Origin of the sequence: Micromonospora sp. NPDC005206 (assembly GCF_040608175.1) — a bacterium.
Lineage (GTDB): Bacteria > Actinomycetota > Actinomycetes > Mycobacteriales > Micromonosporaceae > Micromonospora.
On sequence record NZ_JBEXHU010000005.1, the window covers coordinates 72,217 to 93,735 of the forward strand.

Annotated in this window: 24 protein-coding genes and 2 tRNA genes; 15 read left to right on the plus strand and 11 right to left on the minus strand. The window is 73.5% G+C overall.

Going from position 1 to position 21,519, the window contains the following annotated elements:
- Positions 1-76 precede the first annotated feature (76 nt).
- From ABZU69_RS08460 to ABZU69_RS08470, 3 genes are all read left to right on the plus strand, one after another.
- Positions 77-150 (plus strand) — tRNA-Met (locus tag ABZU69_RS08460).
- 157 nt (positions 151-307) lie between these two features.
- Positions 308-384: transfer RNA gene (locus tag ABZU69_RS08465), tRNA-Met, on the plus strand.
- Between the two features lie 159 nt (positions 385-543).
- Positions 544-795: a hypothetical protein gene (locus ABZU69_RS08470; protein ID WP_089019121.1), complete on the plus strand. Its 252-nt coding sequence runs from the start codon at positions 544-546 to the stop codon at positions 793-795.
- Between the two features lie 76 nt (positions 796-871).
- On the opposite strand, the gene ABZU69_RS08475 is transcribed toward ABZU69_RS08470, so the two are convergent.
- Complete coding sequence (locus ABZU69_RS08475) at positions 872-2,203, minus strand: extracellular solute-binding protein (RefSeq protein ID WP_354963736.1); 1,332 nt, start codon at positions 2,201-2,203, stop codon at positions 872-874.
- 152 nt (positions 2,204-2,355) lie between these two features.
- Between ABZU69_RS08475 and ABZU69_RS08480 the strand changes: the two genes are divergently transcribed.
- Positions 2,356-3,189: a phosphoribosylaminoimidazolesuccinocarboxamide synthase gene (locus tag ABZU69_RS08480; protein ID WP_354963737.1), complete on the plus strand. Its 834-nt coding sequence runs from the start codon at positions 2,356-2,358 to the stop codon at positions 3,187-3,189.
- A 92-nt stretch (positions 3,190-3,281) separates the two neighbouring features.
- Here the strand turns inward: ABZU69_RS08480 and glpK are convergent, their stop codons facing one another.
- The gene (glpK, locus tag ABZU69_RS08485; RefSeq protein ID WP_354963738.1) at positions 3,282-4,766 is read right to left on the minus strand and encodes a glycerol kinase GlpK; all 1,485 of its coding nucleotides are present in this window, start codon (positions 4,764-4,766) and stop codon (positions 3,282-3,284) included.
- A 102-nt stretch (positions 4,767-4,868) separates the two neighbouring features.
- Between glpK and ABZU69_RS08490 the strand changes: the two genes are divergently transcribed.
- Positions 4,869-5,807 (plus strand): ribose-phosphate pyrophosphokinase, encoded by a 939-nt coding sequence (locus tag ABZU69_RS08490; RefSeq protein ID WP_354963739.1) that lies wholly within the window; start codon positions 4,869-4,871, stop codon positions 5,805-5,807.
- A 25-nt stretch (positions 5,808-5,832) separates the two neighbouring features.
- On the opposite strand, the gene ABZU69_RS08495 is transcribed toward ABZU69_RS08490, so the two are convergent.
- On the minus strand, positions 5,833-6,288 hold the full coding sequence (locus ABZU69_RS08495) for an ATP-binding protein (RefSeq protein WP_354963740.1): 456 nt from the start codon (positions 6,286-6,288) through the stop codon (positions 5,833-5,835).
- 121 nt (positions 6,289-6,409) lie between these two features.
- Here ABZU69_RS08495 and ABZU69_RS08500 point away from each other — a divergent pair, with 121 nt between their 5' ends.
- The gene (locus ABZU69_RS08500) at positions 6,410-7,543 is read left to right on the plus strand and encodes a DUF5931 domain-containing protein (RefSeq protein WP_354963741.1); all 1,134 of its coding nucleotides are present in this window, start codon (positions 6,410-6,412) and stop codon (positions 7,541-7,543) included.
- Positions 7,544-7,557: 14 nt separating this feature from the next.
- The gene (locus tag ABZU69_RS08505; RefSeq protein ID WP_354964003.1) at positions 7,558-8,211 is read left to right on the plus strand and encodes a response regulator transcription factor; all 654 of its coding nucleotides are present in this window, start codon (positions 7,558-7,560) and stop codon (positions 8,209-8,211) included.
- A 6-nt stretch (positions 8,212-8,217) separates the two neighbouring features.
- Here ABZU69_RS08505 and ABZU69_RS08510 read toward each other — a convergent pair whose 3' ends face one another.
- From ABZU69_RS08510 to ABZU69_RS08520, 3 genes are all read right to left on the minus strand, one after another.
- Positions 8,218-8,790 carry a DUF5709 domain-containing protein gene (locus tag ABZU69_RS08510; protein WP_354963742.1) on the minus strand — a complete coding sequence of 191 codons (573 nt, stop codon included), beginning with the start codon at positions 8,788-8,790 and terminating at the stop codon, positions 8,218-8,220.
- Between the two features lie 88 nt (positions 8,791-8,878).
- The gene (locus tag ABZU69_RS08515) at positions 8,879-9,619 is read right to left on the minus strand and encodes an ATP-binding protein (protein ID WP_354963743.1); all 741 of its coding nucleotides are present in this window, start codon (positions 9,617-9,619) and stop codon (positions 8,879-8,881) included.
- 59 nt (positions 9,620-9,678) lie between these two features.
- Positions 9,679-10,677 (minus strand): SDR family oxidoreductase, encoded by a 999-nt coding sequence (locus ABZU69_RS08520; protein ID WP_354963744.1) that lies wholly within the window; start codon positions 10,675-10,677, stop codon positions 9,679-9,681.
- Between the two features lie 235 nt (positions 10,678-10,912).
- On the opposite strand from ABZU69_RS08520, the gene ABZU69_RS08525 reads away from it, so the two are divergent.
- The gene (locus ABZU69_RS08525; protein ID WP_354963745.1) at positions 10,913-12,112 is read left to right on the plus strand and encodes a glycosyltransferase; all 1,200 of its coding nucleotides are present in this window, start codon (positions 10,913-10,915) and stop codon (positions 12,110-12,112) included.
- A gap of 30 nt (positions 12,113-12,142) precedes the next feature.
- Here ABZU69_RS08525 and ABZU69_RS08530 read toward each other — a convergent pair whose 3' ends face one another.
- The 4 genes from ABZU69_RS08530 to aroA all read right to left on the minus strand — a co-directional run bounded on the left by ABZU69_RS08530 (position 12,143) and on the right by aroA (position 16,337).
- Complete coding sequence (locus ABZU69_RS08530) at positions 12,143-13,030, minus strand: hypothetical protein (protein WP_354963746.1); 888 nt, start codon at positions 13,028-13,030, stop codon at positions 12,143-12,145.
- 26 nt (positions 13,031-13,056) lie between these two features.
- Entirely contained in the window at positions 13,057-13,875 is an 819-nt protein-coding gene (hisN, locus tag ABZU69_RS08535) for a histidinol-phosphatase (RefSeq protein WP_354963747.1), read from the minus strand.
- Between the two features lie 28 nt (positions 13,876-13,903).
- Positions 13,904-14,914 (minus strand): ribosome small subunit-dependent GTPase A, encoded by a 1,011-nt coding sequence (rsgA, locus tag ABZU69_RS08540; RefSeq protein WP_354963748.1) that lies wholly within the window; start codon positions 14,912-14,914, stop codon positions 13,904-13,906.
- A 121-nt stretch (positions 14,915-15,035) separates the two neighbouring features.
- Entirely contained in the window at positions 15,036-16,337 is a 1,302-nt protein-coding gene (aroA, locus tag ABZU69_RS08545) for a 3-phosphoshikimate 1-carboxyvinyltransferase (RefSeq protein ID WP_354963749.1), read from the minus strand.
- A 101-nt stretch (positions 16,338-16,438) separates the two neighbouring features.
- On the opposite strand from aroA, the gene ABZU69_RS08550 reads away from it, so the two are divergent.
- The 7 genes from ABZU69_RS08550 (at position 16,439) to ABZU69_RS08580 (ending at position 20,887) form a co-directional block, all read left to right on the plus strand.
- Positions 16,439-17,149, plus strand: coding sequence for an SOS response-associated peptidase (locus ABZU69_RS08550; RefSeq protein ID WP_354963750.1), 711 nt, complete (start codon positions 16,439-16,441; stop codon positions 17,147-17,149).
- Positions 17,150-17,345: 196 nt separating this feature from the next.
- Positions 17,346-17,738: a WhiB family transcriptional regulator gene (locus ABZU69_RS08555; protein WP_354963751.1), complete on the plus strand. Its 393-nt coding sequence runs from the start codon at positions 17,346-17,348 to the stop codon at positions 17,736-17,738.
- Between the two features lie 48 nt (positions 17,739-17,786).
- Positions 17,787-18,404, plus strand: coding sequence for an alpha/beta family hydrolase (locus ABZU69_RS08560; protein ID WP_354963752.1), 618 nt, complete (start codon positions 17,787-17,789; stop codon positions 18,402-18,404).
- A gap of 226 nt (positions 18,405-18,630) precedes the next feature.
- Positions 18,631-19,458, plus strand: coding sequence for a sigma-70 family RNA polymerase sigma factor (locus ABZU69_RS08565; RefSeq protein WP_354963753.1), 828 nt, complete (start codon positions 18,631-18,633; stop codon positions 19,456-19,458).
- Between the two features lies 1 nt (position 19,459).
- Complete coding sequence (gene rsrA, locus ABZU69_RS08570) at positions 19,460-19,747, plus strand: mycothiol system anti-sigma-R factor (protein WP_089019138.1); 288 nt, start codon at positions 19,460-19,462, stop codon at positions 19,745-19,747.
- Between the two features lie 412 nt (positions 19,748-20,159).
- Entirely contained in the window at positions 20,160-20,381 is a 222-nt protein-coding gene (locus tag ABZU69_RS08575) for a biotin/lipoyl-binding carrier protein (RefSeq protein WP_172899197.1), read from the plus strand.
- A complete protein-coding gene (locus tag ABZU69_RS08580) occupies positions 20,378-20,887 on the plus strand; it encodes a GNAT family N-acetyltransferase (protein WP_354963754.1) in 510 nt (169 codons plus the stop codon). The genes ABZU69_RS08575 and ABZU69_RS08580 overlap by 4 nt, the downstream gene beginning before the upstream one ends.
- A 12-nt stretch (positions 20,888-20,899) precedes the next feature.
- Here ABZU69_RS08580 and ABZU69_RS08585 read toward each other — a convergent pair whose 3' ends face one another.
- Positions 20,900-21,511, minus strand: a complete 612-nt coding sequence (locus tag ABZU69_RS08585) for a TetR/AcrR family transcriptional regulator (protein ID WP_354963755.1) — start codon at positions 21,509-21,511, stop codon at positions 20,900-20,902.
- Between the last annotated feature and the right edge of the window lie 8 nt (positions 21,512-21,519).

A 21,519-nucleotide genomic window follows, 5' to 3' on the forward strand; every position in this document is an offset into this window, starting at 1 on the left:
CCGGTGAGCGGGTGGGTGGCGGGATGTGGGTCGCTTTGCGGTGCCCCGGGTCGGTGCGCTACGGTTATCGAGCCGACGCGGGGTGGAGCAGCTCGGTAGCTCGCTGGGCTCATAACCCAGAGGTCGCAGGTTCAAATCCTGTCCCCGCTACGAGAGACACAGATCGACAGCCCGTTTCCGGTTCGCCGGAGGCGGGCTGTCGACGTTGTCGGGTACGTGTGGGCGGCGGACCGGTGGTCGTGCCAGGCCTCGAGTGGCGACCCCGCCGATCATCACCGGAACGGATGGGTTAGGGTTAACCAGTCGACGCGGGGTGGAGCAGCTCGGTAGCTCGCTGGGCTCATAACCCAGAGGTCGCAGGTTCAAATCCTGTCCCCGCTACCACTGAAGGTGCACGTCAAAGCCCGGCCCCCAGATCGTGGGGGTCGGGTTTTTTTTGGGATCCCGCACAGGCGCGGTCTGGTGTGGGCGGCGGCGACGTAGGCCGCATGACTGGGTGTGGACAATCGTGCCGAGGTTGCGTCCTTCGGCGAGGATGGGGACATGTCTTCATTCGGCAAGTGGTGGGGCCGGCTCAGCGCGGTCCTCGGTGCGGTCGTGCTGGCGGTGTTCGTGCCCGTCGCGGCCTGGGCGTCCACGGGCACCGGCGAGCTGGTGGTGGAGGCCGCCCGGCGGCGGTCCCGCGGCGGTGGCTTCGGATTCCTCGGCCTGCTCTGCTGCCTGGTGGTGGTGGCGATCATCGTGTTCCTGGTGCTGCGGCTGACGCGCAACCGCCGGGGCGGTCCGCCGCGCTGACCCGGGCGTTGCCGCCGTGCCCGGCCGGTCGGCGGCTCGTCATCACCGCCGGCGGCCGACCGGCCGCCGCCGGTGGTCACGCCGCCAGGGCGGCGTTGGCCTGGGCGATGAAACGAGAGGTGGCCGCGCGGGTGCCGGCGCGTCCGGAGCGGATGCTCTCCGCGGCGGTGACGAGCAGGGTACGCACCTTGGCGTGCCCCTTTGGTGGTGGCGCCGGTGCCGGCCCGAGCTGTTCGGCGATGCTGGCGTTGAACGCGGCGGCCCGCTGCTGCGCCGGGTCGGTGATGCTGCCCTCGGTGTAGCGGCGGACGGCGATGCTGGCGTTGAGGCCGCGTTCGTGGCCGAGGACGGTGCCGGCCTCGCCGTTCGTGGTCAGAAAGTTGATCACGTCGATGACAGTGTCCGGGTGGCGGGTGCCGCGGAACGCCGCCCAGTACATCGACGCCCGCGCCCACTGCGCACCCGGCGGGCCGGGGAAGCCGACCACGCCCAGCTCGGCCTCCGTGAGCCGTTGCAGCTCCGGCAGCTCGTGGGACCAGGCGAAGGACGCGGCGGTCAACCCGCTGACCACCAGTTGCCGTGCCGGCTCCCCGCTGTCGGCCTGCTCGACCAGTGCCGCGCCCGGCGTGGCCCGCCCGGCCCGGGCGCGCTGCCACAGCTCGAACCAGCCGATCAGCTCGTCCGCGCCGAAGCCGAGCTGGCGTCCCCGGTAGAACTCGCCGCCCTGGGCGCGCAGCCAGAGCCAGAGCGCGCGGTAGTCGCCGGACGCGTCCATGGTGCCGGCCACCTGGCCGTCGCTGGCCTCGGTGACCTGTTCCGCCCAGGCGATGTAGTCCGCCCAGGGCATCCCGCCGCGTGGCTCCGGCACCCTCAGCTCCCGCAGCAGGTCCCGGTTGAACACCACCGCCGCGAGGGTCTGCCCACCGGCCACCGCCATCGTCCGCCCGTCCACCGTGCCGTAGCGGATCAGGCTCTCCGGCAGGCCGCGCAGGTCCAACCGGTGGTCGGCGACCCGCTCGGTGAGGTCGAGGACGATCTGGCGCTGGGTGTACTCGGTCAGCACGGCGTCGTCGAGCTGGATCAGGTCCGGCACGTTGCCGCCGGCCGCCTGGGTGGCCAGCCGGTCGTAGTAGCCGTCGGCGCCCTGCCAGGTGACGCGGAAGGTGACCCGGGGGTTGCGCTCCGAGTAGAGCCGCAGCACCTTCTCGGTCAGCTCGGCCCGCTTCGTCCCACCCCACCAGAAGACCGACAGCTCGACCGGCCCCGCGTCGGTGGATGTGGCGGGGCCGTCGCTGCATCCGGTCAGCCCGCCGGCGGCCAGCAGGGGAGCACCGAGCAGCGCGCCCAGCACTCGGCGCCGGCCCGGGTCGGCGTCGAGGCGGTCGATCGGGGGTCGAACAGCGGGCACGGGATCTCCTGGCACCTGCGGGTGGCGGCGGTCGGACCATTCACGCAGGCGGCGCGGGAAGGTGTCAACGTGCGTCCGGGCACCGCTGCCCGCAACGGCGAGCGCGGGTGGTCGAAGCGGGCGTCCCGGTGCCGCGTGGTGTACTAGGGCGCGTGGAACTTCTGCACTCGGGCAAGGTCCGGGACGTCTACGCCGACGGCGACGACCTGATCCTGGTCGCCTCGGACCGCATCTCGATCTACGACGTGGCGCTGCCGACGCCGATTCCGGACAAGGGTCGCCTGCTCACCGCCCTCTCGCTGTGGTGGTTCGAGCAGCTCGCCGACCTGGTGCCGAACCACGTCATCTCGGCCGCCGACGTGCCGGCGGAGTTCGCCGGGCGGGCGATCCGCTGCCAGCGGCTGGACATGGTCCCGGTCGAGTGCGTGGCCCGGGGTTACCTCACCGGCGGTGGCCTGCGGGAGTACGAGCGCACCGGCGCGGTCTCCGGCGTGCCGCTGCCCCGGGGGCTCGGCGAGGCGTCGATCCTGCCCGAGCCGATCTTCACGCCGTCGAGCAAGGCCCCGGTGGGCGAGCACGACGAGCCGATCACGTTCGCCGACGTGGTGGACAAGGTGGGCCAGGCCACCGCCGAGCGGCTGCGGCAGATCACCATCGACATCTACCGGCACGGGGCGGAACTGGCCGCCGACCGGGGCATCCTGGTCGCCGACACCAAGATCGAGCTGGGCTGGGCGCCGGACGGCACCCTGGTCCTCGCCGACGAGCTGCTCACCTCCGACTCGTCCCGGTTCTGGCCGGCCGAGTCGTACCAGCCCGGGCGGGTGCAGTTCTCGTACGACAAGCAGTACGTGCGGGACTGGGCCACCGGCAGCGGCTGGGACAAGCAGGGTCCGGCGCCGGACATGCCGGCCGAGGTGGTCGAGGCGACCCGGGCCCGCTACGTCGAGGTCTACGAGAAGCTCACCGGTAACCGCTGGAGCTGAGCCGGGCGGGGCGTGGTACGACGCTGTCTTCGACGCCCCGGGTCACTGTCGCGCACCGGGAACCCCGCGCACCGAGGGCCCGCGAACGAGGCTCACTCCACCCAGTCGAGGGTGCGCCGCACGGCCTTGCGCCAGTTGTGCAGCTCCCGGTCTCGCAACTCGGGGGCCATGGCCGGCTCCCACTGCGCGTCCGAGCGCCACTGCTCGCGCAGGGTGGCCAGGTCCGGCCAGAAGCCGACCGCGAGGCCGGCCGCGTACGCAGCGCCAAGGCAGGTGGTCTCGGTGATCCGGGAGCGGACCACCGGCACGTCGAGCACGTCCGCGAGGAACTGCATGAGCAGCTGGTTCGCGGTCATCCCGCCATCCACCCGGAGCCGGCGCAGCGCCACGTCGGAGTCGGCGTTCATCGCGTCCACCACCTCGCGGGTCTGCCACGCCGACGCCTCCAGCACCGCCCGCGCCAGGTGCCCCTTGGTGATGTAGCCGGTCAGCCCGGCGATCACGCCACGCGCGTCGCTGCGCCAGTGCGGGGCGAAGAGCCCGGAGAACGCCGGCACCACGTAGCAGCCGCCGTTGTCGTCCACGGTGCGAGCGAGTTCCTCCACCTCCCCGGCGGTCGAGATCAGACCGAGGCTGTCCCGGAGCCACTGCACCAGCGAACCGGTGACCGCGATCGCGCCCTCCAGCGCGTACGCCGCCGGCTGGCCGTCGATCCGGTAGGCGACCGTGGTGAGCAGGCCGTGCGTCGACGGGACCGGGCTGGCCCCGGTGTTGAGCAGCAGGAAGCTGCCGGTGCCGTAGGTGCACTTCGCCTCGCCAGGCTGGAAACAGGTCTGGCCGAACAGGGCGGCCTGCTGGTCGCCGAGCGCGCTTGCCACCGGCACTCCGGCCAGCACCCCGGTGGCGGTGCCGTACACCTCGGCGGAGCTGCGGATCTCCGGCAGCATGGCCGCCGGCACGCCCATCGCGTCCAGCAGTTCCGGGGCCCAGGCCAGGGTGGCGAGGTCCATCAGCATGGTCCGGCTGGCGTTGGTCACGTCGGTGACGTGCTCGCCGGTCAGCTTCCAGATCAGCCAGCTGTCCATGGTGCCGAAGAGCACCTCGCCGCGCTCGGCGCGCTCGCGTAGGCCGTCCACCTCGTCCAGCAGCCAGCGCAGCTTCGGCCCGGCGAAGTAGGTGGCCAGCGGGAGGCCGGTGCGGGTCCGGAACAGCTCCTCGCCGTACGCCGCCTCCAGCTCGCGCAGCAGCGGCCCGGTCCGGGTGTCCTGCCAGACCACCGCGTTGGCCACCGGCCGTCCGGTGGCCCGGTCCCAGACCACGGTCGTCTCCCGCTGGTTGGTGATGCCGACCGCGGCCAGCCCGGCCGTGTCGGTGCCGGCCGACCGCAACGCCTCCTGGACGACCTGCTGGACGTTGTCCCAGATCTCCTCGGCGTCGTGTTCCACCCAGCCGGGTCGGGGAAAGATCTGCCGGTGCTCGCGCTGGGCCACGGCGACGATCTCCCCGGCCCGGTCGAAGACGATGCACCGCGAGGAGGTGGTGCCCTGATCGATGGCGGCGACGTACTGGGGGGTCACCGCAGCACCGTACCCGGACCCACCGCGCGGTGCGACCGGCGTCACGGTCGGTTGCGGCCCGCCGCCGTCCTGCGCCGACCGCTTCGCCTACGATGTGCGAACGTGCGCGACATCGCCGTTTTCAGTGGAACCGCCCATCCCGACCTCGCCGCCGAGATCTGCGCCCACCTGGGGGTGCCGCTGCATCCCGTGCGGGTCTCCCGGTTCGCCAACGACTGCCTGGAAGTGCAACTGCAGGCCAACTGCCGGGAGCGGGACGTCTTCCTGATCCAGCCGCTGGTGCCGCCCGTGCAGGAGCACCTGGTCGAGCTGCTGCTGATGATCGACGCCGCCCGAGGGGCGTCCGCCGGCCGGATCACGGTGGTGCTGCCGCACTACGCGTACGCCCGCTCCGACAAGAAGGACGCGCCGCGGATCTCGATCGGCGCCCGGCTCGTCGCCGACCTGCTCACCTCGGCCGGCGCCGACCGGGTGCTCGCGATGACCCTGCACTCGCCCCAGGTGCACGGCTTCTTCAGCGTCCCCGTGGATCACCTGCACGCGCTGCGCGAGCTCGCCGCCCACTTCCGGCGCTACGACCTCAGCAACACCGTCGTCGTCTCGCCCGACCTGGGTAACGCCAAGGAGGCCGCGGCCTTCGCCCGGCTGCTCGGCACGCCGGTCGCGGCGGGGGCGAAGCAACGGTTCAGCGACGACCTGGTCAAGATCAGCGCGGTGATCGGTGAGGTGACCGACAAGGACGTCATCGTGCTGGACGACGAGATCGCCAAGGGCAGCACGGTCGTCGAGCTGATGGAGCACCTGCGTGGCCTGAAGGTCCGCTCGATCCGGCTGGCCTGCACGCACGGCCTCTTCTCCGGCGACGCGCTGCGGCGACTCAGCGATCAGCCCGGCGTACTGGAGATCGTCTGCACCAACACGGTGCCCATCCCGACCGACAAGCGGGTCCCCAAACTCCAGGTCCTCTCGGTGGCCCCCGCCCTGGCCGAGGCGATGCGCCGGATCCACAACGGCGAATCCGTCTCCGCGCTCTTCGCCTGAGCCCCGCGACGGTGGTGGGCGGGGGTCAGAGCGCGGTGCGGTTACGGATGGTGAGGGCTGAGGTGATGCGGACGGTGGTGCCGGCGGCGCCGGTGGCCACCTCCATGGCGTCGGTCAGCTCGCGGGCCAGCCAGAGGCCCCAGCCGCCCGCGGTGTCCGGGGCCGGCCGCCGGCGGTCGCCCAGGCGCTGTGCGCTGATCCCGTGCCCGTGGTCGGCAACCTCGCAGACCAGCGTCCCCGGCTCCTGCCAGAGCCGCAACCACCCTCGCCCGCCGCCGTGCCGCACGGCGTTGGTGATCAGCTCGTTGACCGCCAGCACGAAGTCGTCGAGCCGCTGGCCGATCAGCCCGCAGGCGTGCGCGCAGGAGGTGACCGAGTGGCGGATCTCGGTCACCTGGGCCTGGTCGAAGGCATCGGCGATCAGGAGGGCAGGTTCGATGGGCACAACCGTACGCGGTGCGTGCGGATCTGCGTTCGTCATGGCCCCGTCCCGACCGGCGGATCTCGGAGAATTTCGCGGCTTTTCCACCGTACGTCAGGGTTTCCCGAACCGCACTCGCTGCCGGCCGCCCGGCTGGTCGGACTGTGGCATCCTGACCGCCATGCCGTCGCCATCGGGTGGATTCGAGGTGCCGCTCTGGCGGGCGCTCGCGGTGTTCCGGTTCGCGTCCCTGGCGTACGTCGGCGTGCTCGCGGTACGCGACGCCGACCGGTACGCCCACCCGTTCGTCGTCGCGGCCCTGGTCCTGGTGATGATCGCCTGGACGGTGGCGACCGCGATTGGCTACGCCCGCCCGGCCTGGCGGCGCTGGCCGCTGCTGCTGGCCGACCTCGGGGTGGTGATGGCCATCGTGCTGGCGACCCCGTGGGTCGTCGGCCGGGCGGCGCTCGCCACCGGCGTGCCCACCCTGGGGGTGGCCTGGATGGCGGGCCCGGTCCTGGCCTGGGCCGTCTCCGGTGGCCGCCGGCGGGGCACCGTGGCCGCGCTGCTGGTCGCCGGCGCGGACCTGGCCACCCGGGAACGGATCGGCCAGTCCTCGTTCACCGGGGTGATCCTGATGCTGCTCGCCGGAGTGGTGGTCGGGCATGTGGCCCGGCTCGCGGCGACCGCCGAGGAGCGGCTGCAACGCGCGGTGGAGCTGGAGGCGGCCACCCGGGAGCGGGAGCGGCTGGCCCGGGGCATCCATGACTCGGTTCTCCAGGTGCTGGCCCTGGTGCAGCGGCGCGGCGCCGACCTGCCCGGCGAGGCCGGCGAGCTGGCCCGCCTGGCCGGTGAGCAGGAAGCCGCCCTGCGCGCGCTGATCGCCGGCGCCGCCCCGGCCGACGCCACCGCCCCGGACGCGGCCGGCACGGTGGATCTTCGGACGCTGCTCGGCCGGTACGCCTCACCGGCGGTGTCGCTCTCCGCGCCGGCCACCCCGGTGTCGCTGCCCCGGCAGGTGGCCGGGGAGTTGGCCGCCGCGACCGGCGCGGCGCTGGACAACGTGGGGCGGCACGCCGACGGGCGGGCCTGGGTGCTGATCGAGGACGAGGGGGCGACCGTGACCGTGTCGATCCGTGACGAGGGGCCGGGCATCCCGGATGGCCGGCTGGCAGAGGCGGCCGCCCAGGGGCGGCTCGGCGTGACCCAGTCGATCCGGGGCCGGATGGCGGACCTGGGCGGAACGGTCCGGATCGTGTCGGCCCCCGAGGCCGGCACCGAGATCGAGCTGACCGTGCCGAGGGCGGAGCCGTGACCCCGGTACGGGTGATGGTGGTCGACGACCACCCGATGTGGCGCGAGGGAGTGGCCCGTGACCTGACCGAGGCCGGTTTCCTGGTGGTGGCCACCAGCGGCGAGGGGCGGCAGGCGATCCGGGTGGCCCCCGCCGCCCGACCGGACGTGGTCGTCCTCGACCTGCAACTGCCGGATGTCTCCGGCGTCGAGGTGGTCCGCGGGCTGCGCGTGGTGCTGCCGGAGGTCCGGGTGCTGATGCTCAGCGCCAGCGGCGAGCAGCAGAGCGTGCTGGACGCGGTCAAGGCGGGGGCCACCGGCTACCTGGTGAAGTCGACGGCGCCGGCCGAGTTCCTCGACGCGGTGCGCCGCACGGCTGCCGGCGATCCGGTGTTCACGCCCGGCCTGGCCGGGCTGGTCCTCGGCGAGTACCGCCGGTTGGCCGCCGGGCCGGGGTCGGACGCCGGGGCGGCCGGCGGCGCGGAGCCCGGGGCACCGCGCCTCACCGACCGGGAGACGGAGGTGCTGCGCCTGGTGGCCAAGGGGGTGTCGTACAAGCAGATCGCGCAGCGGCTCGGGCTGTCGCACCGCACCGTGCAGAACCACGTGCAGAACACGCTGGGCAAGCTGCAACTGCACAACCGGGTCGAGCTGACCCGGTACGCCATCGAGCGGGGCCTGGACGACTGAACCCGCTCAGACCGAGCGCGGCGGCTCCGTCTCGTGGATGGCCAGCTCCTCGGCGCTCGCCCCGCCGCCCGCCGAACCAGCGTCGTACGCCACGGAGTCGGTTTCCTGGTCGGTGTGCGCCCCCTCGTCCGGTTCCACCAGCCGGCCCACCGTGGCGTCGGCCACCGTGCCGAGCTGGCCGTGGTCGTAGAGGGAGACCGGCGAGTTCGGGTCCGAGGTCGGACCGGGGTCCATCACGTCGGCATCCAACTGGGCCTCGGCCGCGGCTTCCAGGTTGTCGGCCTCGAAGGCGATCTTCGGGTCGATCGTGCCGGCCAACGGGTCGTCCACCGGGCGCTCGTAGACCTCTCGGTCGAGCTTGTAGTCCAACGACTCACCGTCGAGCTGTTCCTCGGCGGTGGTCCCGAACCGGTCCACCGCCACCGGCGTCCGGTCGCCGGGCAGCTGGGCCGGGTCCGGGCCGTCCGCCTCGCGCCCGGTGAGCACATCGTCGTTGGCCGTCGAGTCGTCGTCGGCGGTGCCGGGCAGGCCGTCCGCCTCGGTGTCGGACACGGGGGTCGGGTACTCGTTGTCGCGCATGTCTGATCACTACCCGCTGCCCTGCCGCCGTAACCGGGGGCTGCCGGCCGTGTGGTGGCGACCCGGACACCAGGGCGGGAACAACCCGTCAGCCGGCGGGGCCGGGTTCGTCATCGGGGTGCAGCACGCACCAGACGACCTTCCCGTCCGGTACCGGGCTGCTGCCCCACCGACGGGCCACCGTGTCGATCAGCACCAGGCCCCGCCCGCCGGCCCGGGTCGGTGGGGCCGGCCCGGCGAACGCGGGTCGGAGGGGGGAGTGGTCGCGAACCGCCACACGCAGGGTGCCCGCCTGGGGAGCGAGCCGGACGGTCATCGGGGTCCGGGCGTGCGCCACCACGTTGTTGACCATCTCGGTGATCGCGAGGCTCGCCGGTTCGGCCAGGGTCCGCACGTCCCAGTGCTGGCAGCCGGTGGCGACCAGCTCGCGGGCCTGCCGGGCGGCGCCGACGGTCGGGGCGAGCTCAGCGGTGAGGACCGCCGCCAGTGGCGCCGCCGCCAGCGCGCCGTCCAGGGTGGGCCAGGCCGGGACGCCGGTCAGTGCGGCGTCGGCACCGCCGGACCCGGAGATCGCCGGGTCGCAGAGCAGCAGGTCCGCGGCGGGCCAGTCGGCGACCTCCCGGCGGATCTCGGCGAAGACGCCCCGCCCGACCTGGTCGGCGACCCGCAACCCGGTCACGTCGGCCACCACTGTGCCAGGTCGGTCGCAGAGGCGGGCCAGCAGCGCGGCCCGGACGGTGTCGGCGCCGGCCGCGTCGAGCACTCCGGTCAGCCGGACCACCCCGGACGACTCGTCGATCTCCACCAGACAACGCACGTCGGTCGGCATGATCGCCCCATTGTGCGCCCGTACGACGGAGGTCGCATCCGGCCGCCCGATACCCGTCATCAGCGGGTCAACCGGGACCGGCGGGTGATCGCCGCCATCGTGCCGACCGCGGTGCCGGCGGCGGCGAGCCCGAACGCGGCGGTCATTCGTACCAGCTGGCGCCGCCGGCCGTGCCAGCCACCGTTCCGGCGGCCCTGGGCATCGGCGTGGAACACGTTGCCGCTGCTGTCCATCCGCGCGCCGGGGCCGAACTGGGTCCGGTGGGCGTACCAGCCGAGGGCGCGCTCCATGAGCGCCGGTGCGAGCCGCCACTGCAGGCCGAGCAGCCGGGCGGCGCCGCCGGCGTACGCCTCGCGGCGGGGGCGGCGCAGCAGCCGGACGATGGTCTCGGCGACCACCTCCGGCGGGTACACCGGCGGTGGCGGCAGCAGCTCGCGGCCGCTGTGGTTGGCCGCGTGCCGGAAGAACGGGGTGTCGATGGTCGCCGGGAGCACGGTGCAGACGGAGATCTGCCCCCGGCCGGTGACCCGCAGTTCCTGCCGGACGGTGTCGGCCAGCCCGCGGATGCCGTGCTTGGTGGCGTTGTACGCCGACTGGTACGGCATCGCCACCTCGGCCAGCACCGAGGCGTTGTTGACCAGCACGCCTCCGCCGGCCGCGCCGAGGTGCGGCAGCGCGGCCTTGATGCCGTGCACCGCGCCGAGCAGGTTCACCTCCACCACCCGTCGGAACTCGGCGACCGGGATCTCGTCGAACAGCCCCACGACCCCGACCGCGGCGTTGTTCACCCACGCGTCGATCCGCCCGAACTCGGCCGCCGCCCGATCAGCCAGCCGCTGCACCGACTCCAGGTCGGTCACGTCGGTCGGTACGGCCAGCGCCCGGCCGCCCAGTTGCCGGCAGTGTTGGGCGACCTGCCGCAGCGCCGGCTCACTGCGGGCGGCCAGCACGACGGCGGCGCCCCGGCGGGCCAGCGCGTACGCGGTGGCCGTGCCGATCCCGCTGGAGGCGCCGGTGATCACCACGGTCGAATCGTCGAGGCTGCGGGTCAGCGGCATTCCTGAGCCGTACCCCCGGTAGGGCCGGGTCATACCACCGGCCGTTGGTCGATCAACGCGGGAGAGCCTCCCGGCGGAGCCGCGCCGGGGGCTGTCGTGATTGTCGTGGCGCAAGTGTCGGTGGCACCTGTGGGGACTGTTCCGATCTGCCAGGTTTCAGCTCCCGGTCACCCGGTTAATGGGACGCTCTGACCGGGAGGACCACTGCCGAGGAAAGATCGCAGGGAGGTGACCCATGCGCGTCGGCCTCGTCTGCGCGCACACCAGCTCGTACCGGCACGCCGACGGCCCGCCGGTCGGCACCCAACAGCACATCGCGCGGGTCGCCGCCGAGCTGGCCGGCCGAGGTCACGACGTCCGGCTCTACGAGCGTCGGGACGACCCGAAGCTGCCGGTGACGACGGACGTCGACGGCTACCAGGTGCATCGGGTTTCAGCCGGCCCACCCGCCCCGCTGCCCACCGCCGAGCTGATCCCCCACGTGACGGAGTTCGGCCGTTGGCTGACCGACGAGTGGGCCGGCGCCTGGCGGCCCGAGGTGGTGCACGGGCACTACTGGATCGGCGGCCTGGCCGCCGCGCACGCGGTCCGGGAGACCGACCTCCCGGTGGTGCAGACCTTCCACTCGCTCGGCGTCGAGCAGCTGCGCCACCTGGGCGGCCGATACGACGGGCCGGGAGAGCGGATCCCGCTGGAACGCGCGCTGACCCGAGCGGTGGACATCGCGGTCGCCCAGTGCAACGACGAGGTGGACGAGCTGACCCGGATGGGCCTGCAACGCAGCTCGGTGGCGATGGTGCCGGCCGGGGTGGACACCGAGCAGTTCCACCCCGACGGTGAGGCGGCGCCCCGCGAGCAGCGGTCGCGGATCCTCTCCGTCGGCGGGCTCTCCCCGGGCCACGGCCAGGAGGACCTGATCCGGGCGATGCGACTGGTCGGCGACGCCGAGCTGGTGATCGCCGGCGGGCCGATGGCCGACCAGTTGGCCAACCACACCGAGGCACGCCGGCTGCGCGAGCTGGCCGAACAGGTCGGGGTGGCCGACCAGGTACGGCTCGTCGGCGCGGTGCCGCACGACCAGATGGCGACCTGGTACCGGTCGGCGGACGTGGTGGCCTGCACGCCGCACTACTCGTCGGCCGGGCGGGTCTCGCTCGAGGCGATGGCCTGCGGCGTGCCGGTGGTCGGCTACGCGATGGGCGGGCTGGCGGACGCGGTCGTCGACGAGGTCACCGGCCGGCTGGTGCCGCCCGGCGACGTACGGACCCTCGGGGTCTCCCTGCGCCGGCTGCTCGCCGACAACGCCGGGCGGTTCGCGTACGGCCACGCCGCGGTGGACCGGGTCCGGAGCAGCTACACGTGGGAACGGACCGCCGGTGCGCTGGAACGCCTCTACGAGCGGGTGGTGAGCCGCCGCAAACCGGTCGAAGCCTGAGCGCGGCGCCGGACGTGGGGTGTGTGCTGGTCAGCCGGGCTGGCCGACGCCCACCATGGCGCGGTCGCGGCGGCGCGCCTTCGCGTGGTGGTGCTGCGGCTCCGCGTACCGCGTCAGCCCGATCACCGAGGCGAGGGTGACCAGGAAGCCGACCGCGGCCAGCCACTCCCGACCCGGCCAGATCTTGTCGTTGAGCAGCAGGAGGCCGACGATCGCCGCCGGCACCGCCCCCGCGGCGTCCATCGCGGCGACCGCGGCGGTGGTGGAGCCGCGCTGCATGGCCAGGCCGAGCAGCAGCTGACCGACGATCGAGTGGACGATGAGCAGGTAGAGCAGCGGGTCGGCGAGGAACGCCTCGGCGGACGGCGCGGAGGCCAGTGGTCGGGCGGCCACCGCGGCCGAGGAGAACGCCAGCCCGGCCAGCGAGCCGAGGGCCACCGAACCGGGCGCCCCGTGCAGCCGGACGGCGAAGAAGCCGAGCACCGCGATCACGCCGAGCGCCACCAGCAGGGCGACCGAGCCGGCGGTGCCGAGCTGCCGGGACGGCGCCGGCCGGGCGGCCAGCACCAGCGCGGTGATCCCGGCGAAGAGCAGGGCCAGCAGCGCCACCTCGGCCACCGGTAACCGCCACTTCAACACCACCACGCCGAGGATGGCGGTCACCCCGAGCCCGGCGGCCACGCTCGCCTGGACCAGGAACAGCGGCAGGTCACGCCGGGCCAGGAACGCGAGCACGAACCCGCCGATCTGGCAGCTCAGCCCGACCAGATACGTCCGGTGCCCGGCCAGCCGCAGCAGCAGGCCCGGATCGAAGGTGTGGTGCACCGTGGTGCGGGCCGCGGCCACCGACTGAAGCAGGTTGGCGACGCCGTACGCGACGATCATTGCCGCGAGGAAGCACCAGCCGGAGGAGACCACCTGGCGAGGATAGAGGCTGCCGGGGGTCAGCGCGCGGCTGGTCGATCGAGCCGGGCGAGGATGTCGGCGTGCAGCACACCGTTGGTGGCCACCAGGCTGCTCTCGGTGCCCGGCTCGCCAGTCGGAGCCGGTCGACCGGCCAGATCCGTGACCGTGCCACCCGCCTCGGTGACGATGGGGACCAGCGCCGCCATGTCCCACAGCGACAGTTCCGGCTCGACCATCACGTCCAGTGCGCCCTCGGCCAACAGCATGTAGCCGTAGAAGTCGCCGTACGCCCGGCTGCGCCAACTGGACCGCATCAGGTCGAGCATCGCGTCGAGCCGGCCGGCGCGCTCCCAGCCGGTGAGCGACGAGTAGCAGAAGCTGGCGTCGGCGAGCCTCCGAACGGCGGAGACTCCGATCCGCTCGCCGGCGGCGGGGCCCGGCCCGGCGTACGCGCCCGCGCCGAGGCTCGCCCACCAGCGTCGTCCCAGCGCCGGAGCGGACACCACGCCGACCACCGGCCGGTCCGCGTCGAAGAGCGCGATCAGGGTGGCCCAGACCGGCACGCCGCGGACGAAGTTCTTGGTGCCGTCGATCGGGTCGATGATCCACCGCCGGCCGTCCGGAGCGGTGGCCGGCTGGTCGCCGTACTCCTCGCCGAGCAGCCCGTCGGCCGGCCGGTGCTCGGCCAGCAGCGCCCGGATCTCCCGCTCCACGGCGGTGTCCGCGTCGGAGACCGGGGTCAGATCGGGCTTCGCCTCGACCCGCAGGTCGAGCGCGCGGAACCGGGCCGTGGAGATGGCGTCGGCCCGGTCGGCGAGCAGGTGGGCGAGGGCGAGGTCGTCGGCGTACCCGGTCATGCCGGCAACCTAGCCGACACCCGACGGGTCACTCGTCCGGGCCGCGCCGATCACCCTCGCCGGGGCCGCGCTGGTCGGTCTCGCCGCGCTGGTCGCCCTCGCCGGCCCGGGAGGCGAGCAACCGGCGGTACGAGGCCAGCCGGCGCGGATCGGCCTTGCCGGCGGCCACCCAGGCGTCCAGTCCGCAGTCGGCCTCGTCAGCCGTGTGCGGACAGTTGGGCGGGCAGTCGACGGTGCCCTCGACCAGGTCGGGAAAGCCGTGCAGCAGGCTGTCGGCGGAGACGTGGGCGAGCCCGAAGCTGCGGATCCCCGGGGTGTCGATGATCCACCCCGCGTCGGTGTCGACGCCGGGCACCGGCGGCAGTCGCAGCGCCACCGCGCTGGTGGAGGTGTGCCGGCCACGACCGATCGCGCTGACCACGCCGACCGCCCGGGCTGCCTCCGGGACGAGGCGGTTGACCAGCGTCGACTTGCCCACCCCGGAGTGCCCGACCAGCACCGACACCCGGCCGGCGAGCAGCGCGCGCAGGGCGTCCAGGTCGGAGTCGGGGCGGTTGAGCACGTACGGCAGCTCCAGCTCGGTGTAGTAGCCCAGCACCTCCTCCGGGCCGGCCAGGTCGGCCTTGGTGAGGCAGAGAAGGGGCTCGACGTCCGCGTCGTACGCGGCCACCAGGCAGCGGTCGATGAACCCGGTGCGCGGCGGCGGGTCGGCCAGCGCGCTGACGATCACCAACTGGTCGGCGTTGGCCACCACCACCCGCTCCAGCCGGCCCTCGGCGGTGGTCTCGTCGTCGTCGGCGGTGCGGCGCAGCACCGAGCGGCGTTCGGCGATCCGGACGATGCGGGCGAGAGCGCCCTCCGCGCCGGAGGTGTCCCCGACGAGTCCGACCCGGTCGCCCACCACCACCGACTTGCGGCCCAGCTCACGGGCCCGCATCGCGGTGACCGTGGGCAGTTCGGCACCGACCACGCCGCGCTCGGCCCCGGACAGCACGCAGGTGTAGCGCCCCCGGTCGACGGCGATGACGAAGCCGTCCACCGCGTCGGCGTGCCGGGGTCGGGTGCGCGTACGCGGGCGCGACGACTTCCCGGGCCGGACCCGTACGTCGTCCTCGTCGTACTCCCGCCGTCTGGTCGCCAGGACCTGTCCTCTTCTCGCGTCAGCTCTTGCCGGTCACCATCGCTGACCATAGTGCCGGGAACTCGGGCATGGTCTTGGAGGTACACCCGACGTCGTCCACCTCGATGCCCGGCACGGCGAGCCCGGCCACCGCGGCGGCGTGTGCCATCCGGTGGTCGTGGTAGGTGTGGAACACGCCGCCGCGCAGCGGCCGGGGCCGGATCTCCAGCCCGTCGGGCGCCTCGGTGACGTCGGCGCCGAGTGCGGCGAACTCCCGGGCCAGCGCGGTCAGCCGGTCGGTCTCGTGGCCGCGGATGTGCCCGATGCCGGTGAAGGACGACGGCGAGTCGGCCAGCATGGCCAGCGCGGTCAGCGCCGGGGTCAGCTCGCTCACGTCGGAGAGGTCGGCGGTGAGGCCGTGCACCACGCCGGAGCCCCGGACGGTCAGCCCGGTGGTGGAGAGGGTCACCTCGCCGCCCATCCGGTGCAGCAGCGAGCGTAGCTGCTCGACCGGCTGCGCGCTGCTACGCGGCCAGCCCTGGAGGGTGACCTCGCCGCCGGTGACCAGCGCGGCGGCGAAGAACGGCACCGCGCCGGAGAGGTCCGGCTCGATCTCCCAGCCGCGACCGGCGAGCGGGCCGGGCTCAACGGTCCACACGTCGGGGGTGGTGTCGTCGACGGCCGCGCCGGCGGCGCGCAGCATCTGCACCGTCATCCGCAGGTGCGGGGCGGACGGCACCGGCGGGCCGACGTGCCGCACCACGACACCCCGGTCGAAGCGCGGGGCGGCCAGCAGCAGCCCGGAGACCAGTTGGCTGGAGGCGGAGGCGTCGATCACCACCTCGCCGCCGGTGATCCGGCCGGCGCCGAGCACGGTCAGCGGCAGGCTGCCCGCACCGGTGATGTCGATCCGGACACCCAGCGAGCGCAGCGCGCCGATCAGCGGGCCGAGTGGCCGGATGCGGGCCTGCGGGTCACCGTCGAAGGTGATCCGGCCGTCGGCCAGCCCCGCCACCGGCGGCACGAACCGCATCACCGTGCCGGCCAGCCCCACGTCCACGTGGGCCGGGCCGACCAGCGGGTGCGGCCGGACCAGCCAGCGCTCGTCGTCGCTGATCGACACGTGCGCGCCCATCGCCCGTAGGCCGGCCGCCATCAGCTCGGTGTCCCGGGCGCGAAGCGGCCCGGCCAGTGTCGACGGGCCGGCGGCCAGCGCGCTGAGCACCAGGGCGCGCGCGGTCATCGACTTGGACCCGGGCAGGCGCAGCGTGGCCGCCACCGGATCGGAGGCGGTCGGTGCGGTCCACGGCTGCGGCGGCCGGGTTGCTGTCAGGTTCCCCACGGTTACATTCTGCCGTGTCGGCCGGTGGGCGGCGGTGACCGGCGGTCCTGCTCCCGGTTGGCGGGACAGCCGGCGGGCCGTCGACGGGTTAGCGTGTGCCCATGTGCGGCAGGTACGCGACGACCCGGAGCTCCGGCGAGCTGAGCGCGCTGTTCGAGTCGTCCGACGACACCGACGGCCGGATCCGGCCGGACCACAACGTCGCGCCGACCGACCCGGTGCCGCTGGTCCGGGTCACCCCCGAGGGGCACCGCAGTCTCTGCGTCGGCCGCTGGGGCCTCCTGCCGCACTGGTCGCGATCGGCCGCCGGCGCGGCCCGCATGATCAACGCGCGGGCGGAGACGGTCGCCACCAGCCGGGCGTACGCCGGGGCGTTCGCCCGTCGCCGCTGCCTGGTCCCGGCCGACGGCTGGTACGAGTGGGTCCGCCAACCCGACGGGGGGCGGCAGGCGTATTACATGACCCCCACCGACGGCTCGGTGCTCGCCCTGGCCGGGATCTGGTCGATCTGGGAGTCCGGGGCCGAATCCCGGCTCACCTTCAGCGTGCTGACCACCGCGGCGCTCGGTGAGCTGGCCGAGGTGCACGACCGGATGCCGGTGCTGCTGCCGCCCGAGCGGTGGTCGTCGTGGCTGGCGCCGACCGGGGAGCCGGACGGGTTGCTCGCCCCGCCGGCGACCGACCAGCTGGCCCGGTTGGAGATCCGTCCGGTCGGGCCGGCAGTGGGTGACGTCCGCAACGACGGGCCGCAGTTGATCGCCCGGGTGCCGCTGGCACCGACGACGGCTGCGCAGGAGCTGACCCTGTTCTGAGGCTCGTGCGCATCGTCGGGCGCCGATTTGCTGGGGTTGCGCGTGATTCGTCGCCTGGCCGTTCAGTCATCTTCCCGGCAGGCCCTTGTCTCGGCGTCCGTAAGTGCGATAGAACACAGCGCCGGTAGTGGGTGTCGATTCGCACGGGGCGGACGACATCCACCGATCTTGCCGGTCCCACGGGGGAGGTGGGTGAATGACACGGGCGCGTATGCCCCGTCCGCACGAGGTGGCCGCGGCGCGGCGAGATCCGCGACTGCTGCGGGCCTTGCGGGAACGCCGACAGGATGACGCCTGGCGCACCAGAGGGACATGCCAGAGCGTCGATCCGGAAACGTTCTTTCCGGCGCCGAACGAGCCGGCGGACGCCGCCGTCGCGCTGTGCCGCAGTTGCGACGTCCAGGGGTCCTGTCTGGCCTGGGCGCTGGAGGTGGGTGACTGTCACGGCGTGTGGGGCGCCACGACGCCCCGCGAGCGGCGGGCGATGCTGGTGGCCTGGCGTGGCCAGGTCGAACCGGATCCGGACGCCGTGGACGAGGCGGGCCCGCCGGTGCGGGACCGTCTGCTCACCCTGGTCCCGCTGAGCTGACCACCGGTCCCGTCCCGGGCGCCGGACGGGGCGGCGCAGAATGGGTCCGTGCTGCCCAGCGACGAGATCGGGACCACGCGCGGTCCGGCGCGGATCGACACCGACCTGCCGATCGGGCCGGCCGCCGCCCTGCTGGTGCTCGGGCACGGTGCGGGCGGCAGCGTGGACGCCCCCGACCTGCTCGCGGTGCGTGACGCGGCCGTCGAGCTCGGTCTGGCGGTGGTGCGGGTGACCCAGCCCTACCGGGTCGCCGGCCGCCGCGCGCCGGCTCCCGCCGGGCACCTCGACGACGCCTGGACGGCGGTGCTCGCCGCGTTGCGCGACCGGCAGCCCAACGTCCCGACGCTGCTCGTCGGCGGTCGCTCCAGCGGCGCTCGGGTGGCCTGTCGGACGGCCCGCGCGGTGGGTGCGGCCGGCGTCGTCGCGCTGGCCTTTCCGCTGCACCCGCCCGGGCGACCGGAGCGCTCCCGGGCCGCCGAGCTGGCCACCGGGCTGCCGACGCTGGTGGTCAACGGCGACCGGGATCCGTTCGGGGTGCCGGAGCCGGGGCCGGCCGTGCAGGTGGTGACCCGGCCGGGGGAGACGCACGACCTGCGCAAGGATCCGGCCGGTACGGCGGCCGCGGTGCGGGACTGGCTCCGCGCCCAGGGCTGGGCGGCCGGCTGACCCGGTCGGCCGGGCGAACCGTGTCCGGTGCCGGGCGCGGGTCGTTGCATCCGGTGGCGCCGCCTACCGGATTCGGGCGGGCGGGGCCAAATCCTCCCAGGCCCTTCCTGGTCCCAGCGCCGGCCGTCGCCGGGGCCGGGGCCAGGAACGGGAGGGCCGGCCGGAATGCCCCACCCGTCTTCTCGCGTTACTACCCGCGGACGACTTTTCTGCGAGGGGGTGGCCGGTGCCGACCGAAACACGGAGCCGGGAACGGGACGAGCGGGACGCCCGGCAGCTGAAGCAGCTGCTGGATGGCCCGGACTGGCCCGCGACGGCGGGACCGGGCGGGGCGGGTGCGGTGAGCACGGGCACACCGGCCGGAAGTGAATCTGTGGGCAGGTCCGTGCGCGTATCCTCGGCGGGAAAGCATCCGACGCGAGGGGATGTGCGGTTGACCACCGAGAAGACGGACGAGCGCAGGGCCCGTTTCGAGCGGGACGCGATGCCATTCGTCGATCAGCTCTACGCTGCTGGGCTACGGATGACGCGTAACCCGGCGGACGCCGAGGATCTGGTCCAGGAGACCTACCTGAAGGCGTACGCCGCCTTCCACCAGTTCGAGCAGGGCACCAACCTGAAGGCCTGGCTCTACCGGATCCTGACCAACACCTACATCAACTCCTACCGCAAGCGGCAGCGCCAGCCGATCCAGGCGCCCACCGAGGAGATCACCGACTGGCAGCTGGCCGAGGCCGAGTCGCACACCTCCAGTGGGCTGCGCTCGGCGGAGACCGAGGCCCTGGACCGGCTGCCGGACAGCGACGTCAAGGAGGCCCTCCAGCAGTTGCCGGAGGAGTTCCGGCTCGCCGTCTACCTCACCGACGTCGAGGGCTTCTCCTACAAGGAGGTCGCCGACATCATGGGTACGCCGATCGGCACGGTGATGTCGCGCCTGCACCGGGGCCGTCGTAATCTGCGCAAGCTGCTCGAGCAGTACGCCGGGGAGCGAGGCTTCAGCGCGGCCCGTTCCTCGAAGGGTTCGACCGCTGCCGCTGCCGGCCGGGAGGTGTGACGTGAGCTGTGGGGAGCCGCACGAGACGGACTGCCGTGAGGTGCTCGCGGAGGTCTACCTCTACCTGGATCTGGAGTGCGCCGACGAGCGGCGCACGCTGATCCGGCACCACCTGGACGAGTGCGGGCCGTGCCTGCGCGAGTACGGGCTCGAGCAGGAGGTGCGGGCGCTGGTGGCGCGTTGCTGCGGCAACGAGACCGCGCCGGACGAGCTGCGCGAGCGGCTCCGGGTCAAGCTCACCGAGCTGGTGGTCTTCGAGACCAGCGACTCCCGCGAACTCGCCGACTGAGCGTCGGCCCGACGAACGAAACCGGTGGCCCGGGTCGATCTCGACCCGGGCCACCGGCGTACCCGGCGTCCGCCGGGTTGGTCTGACCGGTGACGGGCCGTCGGCCCGTCGGCGCGTTCAGGAGTTGGGACGCTTGCCGTGGTTTGCGGCGTTCTTCTTCCGTGCCTTCTTCTTCCGGGACTTCTTCGCCATGCTGACCTCCTCGTGATGGGTCGGATCCGCCCTGCGCGCGGCCTCGGCGCCGGTGTACCCACCGGCCGCCCGGCGTCGGGTCCGACCCGCTGATGGTAGTGCGGCCGGCACCCGACGCCTTCCGGCGGGGCGGTCGCGGCACCCGGGCCGCCGCTCCGGGCCCACCGTCGGTCGCCGCATGATTGGATACGTCGGCAGGCACATCGGGAAAAGGGAGGGCCTGGACATGGCCGAGGAGATCCGCGCCGAGATGGTGGCGAACGTCTGGAAGGTCGTCGCGTCGACCGGCGACACCGTGTCCGAGGGCGACACCCTGGTGATCCTGGAGTCGATGAAGATGGAGATCCCGGTCATCGCCGAGTCCGACGGTGTGGTCAAGCAGCTCGCCGTCAACGAGGGCGATGTCGTGCAGGACGGCGACCTCATCGCGGTGATCGATTGAGCGGCCTGCTGGTCCGGCGCGCCGACCCGGGCGACTTTCCGGCGGTGGCTCAGCTGACCGTGGCCGCGTACGAGGCGGACGGCCAGCTCAAGGGCGAGCACGGGTACGGCGCGGTGCTGGCCGACGTGTCGACCCGGGCCACCAGCGGTGAGGTGCTGGTGGCGGTGGACGAGGCGACCGGGGCGGTGCTCGGCTCGGTCACCTTCGTGCTGTCGGGCACCCCGTTCGCCGAGCTGTCCGGCCCGGGTGAGGCGGAGTTCCGGATGCTCGCGGTCGACCCGGCCGCGCAGGGCCGGGGCGTTGGCGCGGCGCTGGCCCAGGCGTGCGTCGACCACGCGGCCGAGCTGGGCTGCGCGGCCGTGGTGATCTGCGTCCGTGCGGGGATGGCCGTCTCGGCGCACCGGCTGTACGAGCGGCTCGGCTTCGTTCGCTGCCCGGAGAAGGACTGGGCGCCGGCGCCGGGCGTGGACCTGCTCGGCCTGCGGCTGGAGCTGCCCCGGGGCTGAGCCGCCGGCCGGTCAGTCCTGCGAGCTGCCCGAGGCGGCCGGGGTCCCACTCTCGTCGGGCTGCGCGCCGATGGCGGCCAGCAGCTCGTCGGCCACCTCCAGGGCGATCCGGCGGCGCTCGTCGTCGGTGATGTGCGGCGCCCGGACGGCGAACCAGCTGCTGTGCACGGCGAACAGCGACAGCACGGCGCGCAGCTGGGCGACGGGGGAGTCGTCGCCCCGGCAGAGCGCGTTGGCCAACTGCATCATCCGGCCGCGCATCTGCTGGCCGGAGGCGAGGCTCTTGAGCACGGTCTGGTTCTGCTCGAAGAAGCGCATCACCGAGGGCTGGTCGCCGGCGAACATCGTGTCGGCGTACCGGGAGATCAGCGCGCGCCGGGTGGCCAGGGTCGCCGGCTGCGACTCGGCCCAGGCGGTCAGCTCGTCCATCCGCTCCAGCCGGTCCTCGACGAAGCTGGCGACGATGTCGTCCTTGCTCTTGAAGTGGTAGTAGAGCGCCGCCTTGGTGACGTTGAGGCGCTCGGCGATCTCGCGTAGCGAGGTCTTCTCGTACCCCTGCTCGGTGAAGAGCTCCAGCGCGACGGCCTTGATCCGCTCGCGGGTGCCGCCTGTGCTCTCCCTCACCCACGCCC

What these genes read in the sequence shown, in the direction of transcription:
- ABZU69_RS08470 (WP_089019121.1), top strand. Translation starts at nt 544, where the DNA reads ATGTCTTCATTCGGCAAGTGGTGGGGCCGGCTCAGCGCGGTCCTCGGT.
- ABZU69_RS08495 (WP_354963740.1), bottom strand. Translation starts at nt 6,288, where the DNA reads ATGACGAACGCAGATCCGCACGCACCGCGTACGGTTGTGCCCATCGAA.
- ABZU69_RS08500 (WP_354963741.1), top strand. Translation starts at nt 6,410, where the DNA reads ATGCCGTCGCCATCGGGTGGATTCGAGGTGCCGCTCTGGCGGGCGCTC.
- ABZU69_RS08505 (WP_354964003.1), top strand. Translation starts at nt 7,558, where the DNA reads ATGGTGGTCGACGACCACCCGATGTGGCGCGAGGGAGTGGCCCGTGAC.
- ABZU69_RS08510 (WP_354963742.1), bottom strand. Translation starts at nt 8,790, where the DNA reads ATGCGCGACAACGAGTACCCGACCCCCGTGTCCGACACCGAGGCGGAC.
- ABZU69_RS08515 (WP_354963743.1), bottom strand. Translation starts at nt 9,619, where the DNA reads ATGCCGACCGACGTGCGTTGTCTGGTGGAGATCGACGAGTCGTCCGGG.
- ABZU69_RS08520 (WP_354963744.1), bottom strand. Translation starts at nt 10,677, where the DNA reads ATGCCGCTGACCCGCAGCCTCGACGATTCGACCGTGGTGATCACCGGC.
- ABZU69_RS08525 (WP_354963745.1), top strand. Translation starts at nt 10,913, where the DNA reads ATGCGCGTCGGCCTCGTCTGCGCGCACACCAGCTCGTACCGGCACGCC.
- hisN (WP_354963747.1), bottom strand. Translation starts at nt 13,875, where the DNA reads ATGACCGGGTACGCCGACGACCTCGCCCTCGCCCACCTGCTCGCCGAC.
- ABZU69_RS08550 (WP_354963750.1), top strand. Translation starts at nt 16,439, where the DNA reads ATGTGCGGCAGGTACGCGACGACCCGGAGCTCCGGCGAGCTGAGCGCG.
- ABZU69_RS08555 (WP_354963751.1), top strand. Translation starts at nt 17,346, where the DNA reads ATGACACGGGCGCGTATGCCCCGTCCGCACGAGGTGGCCGCGGCGCGG.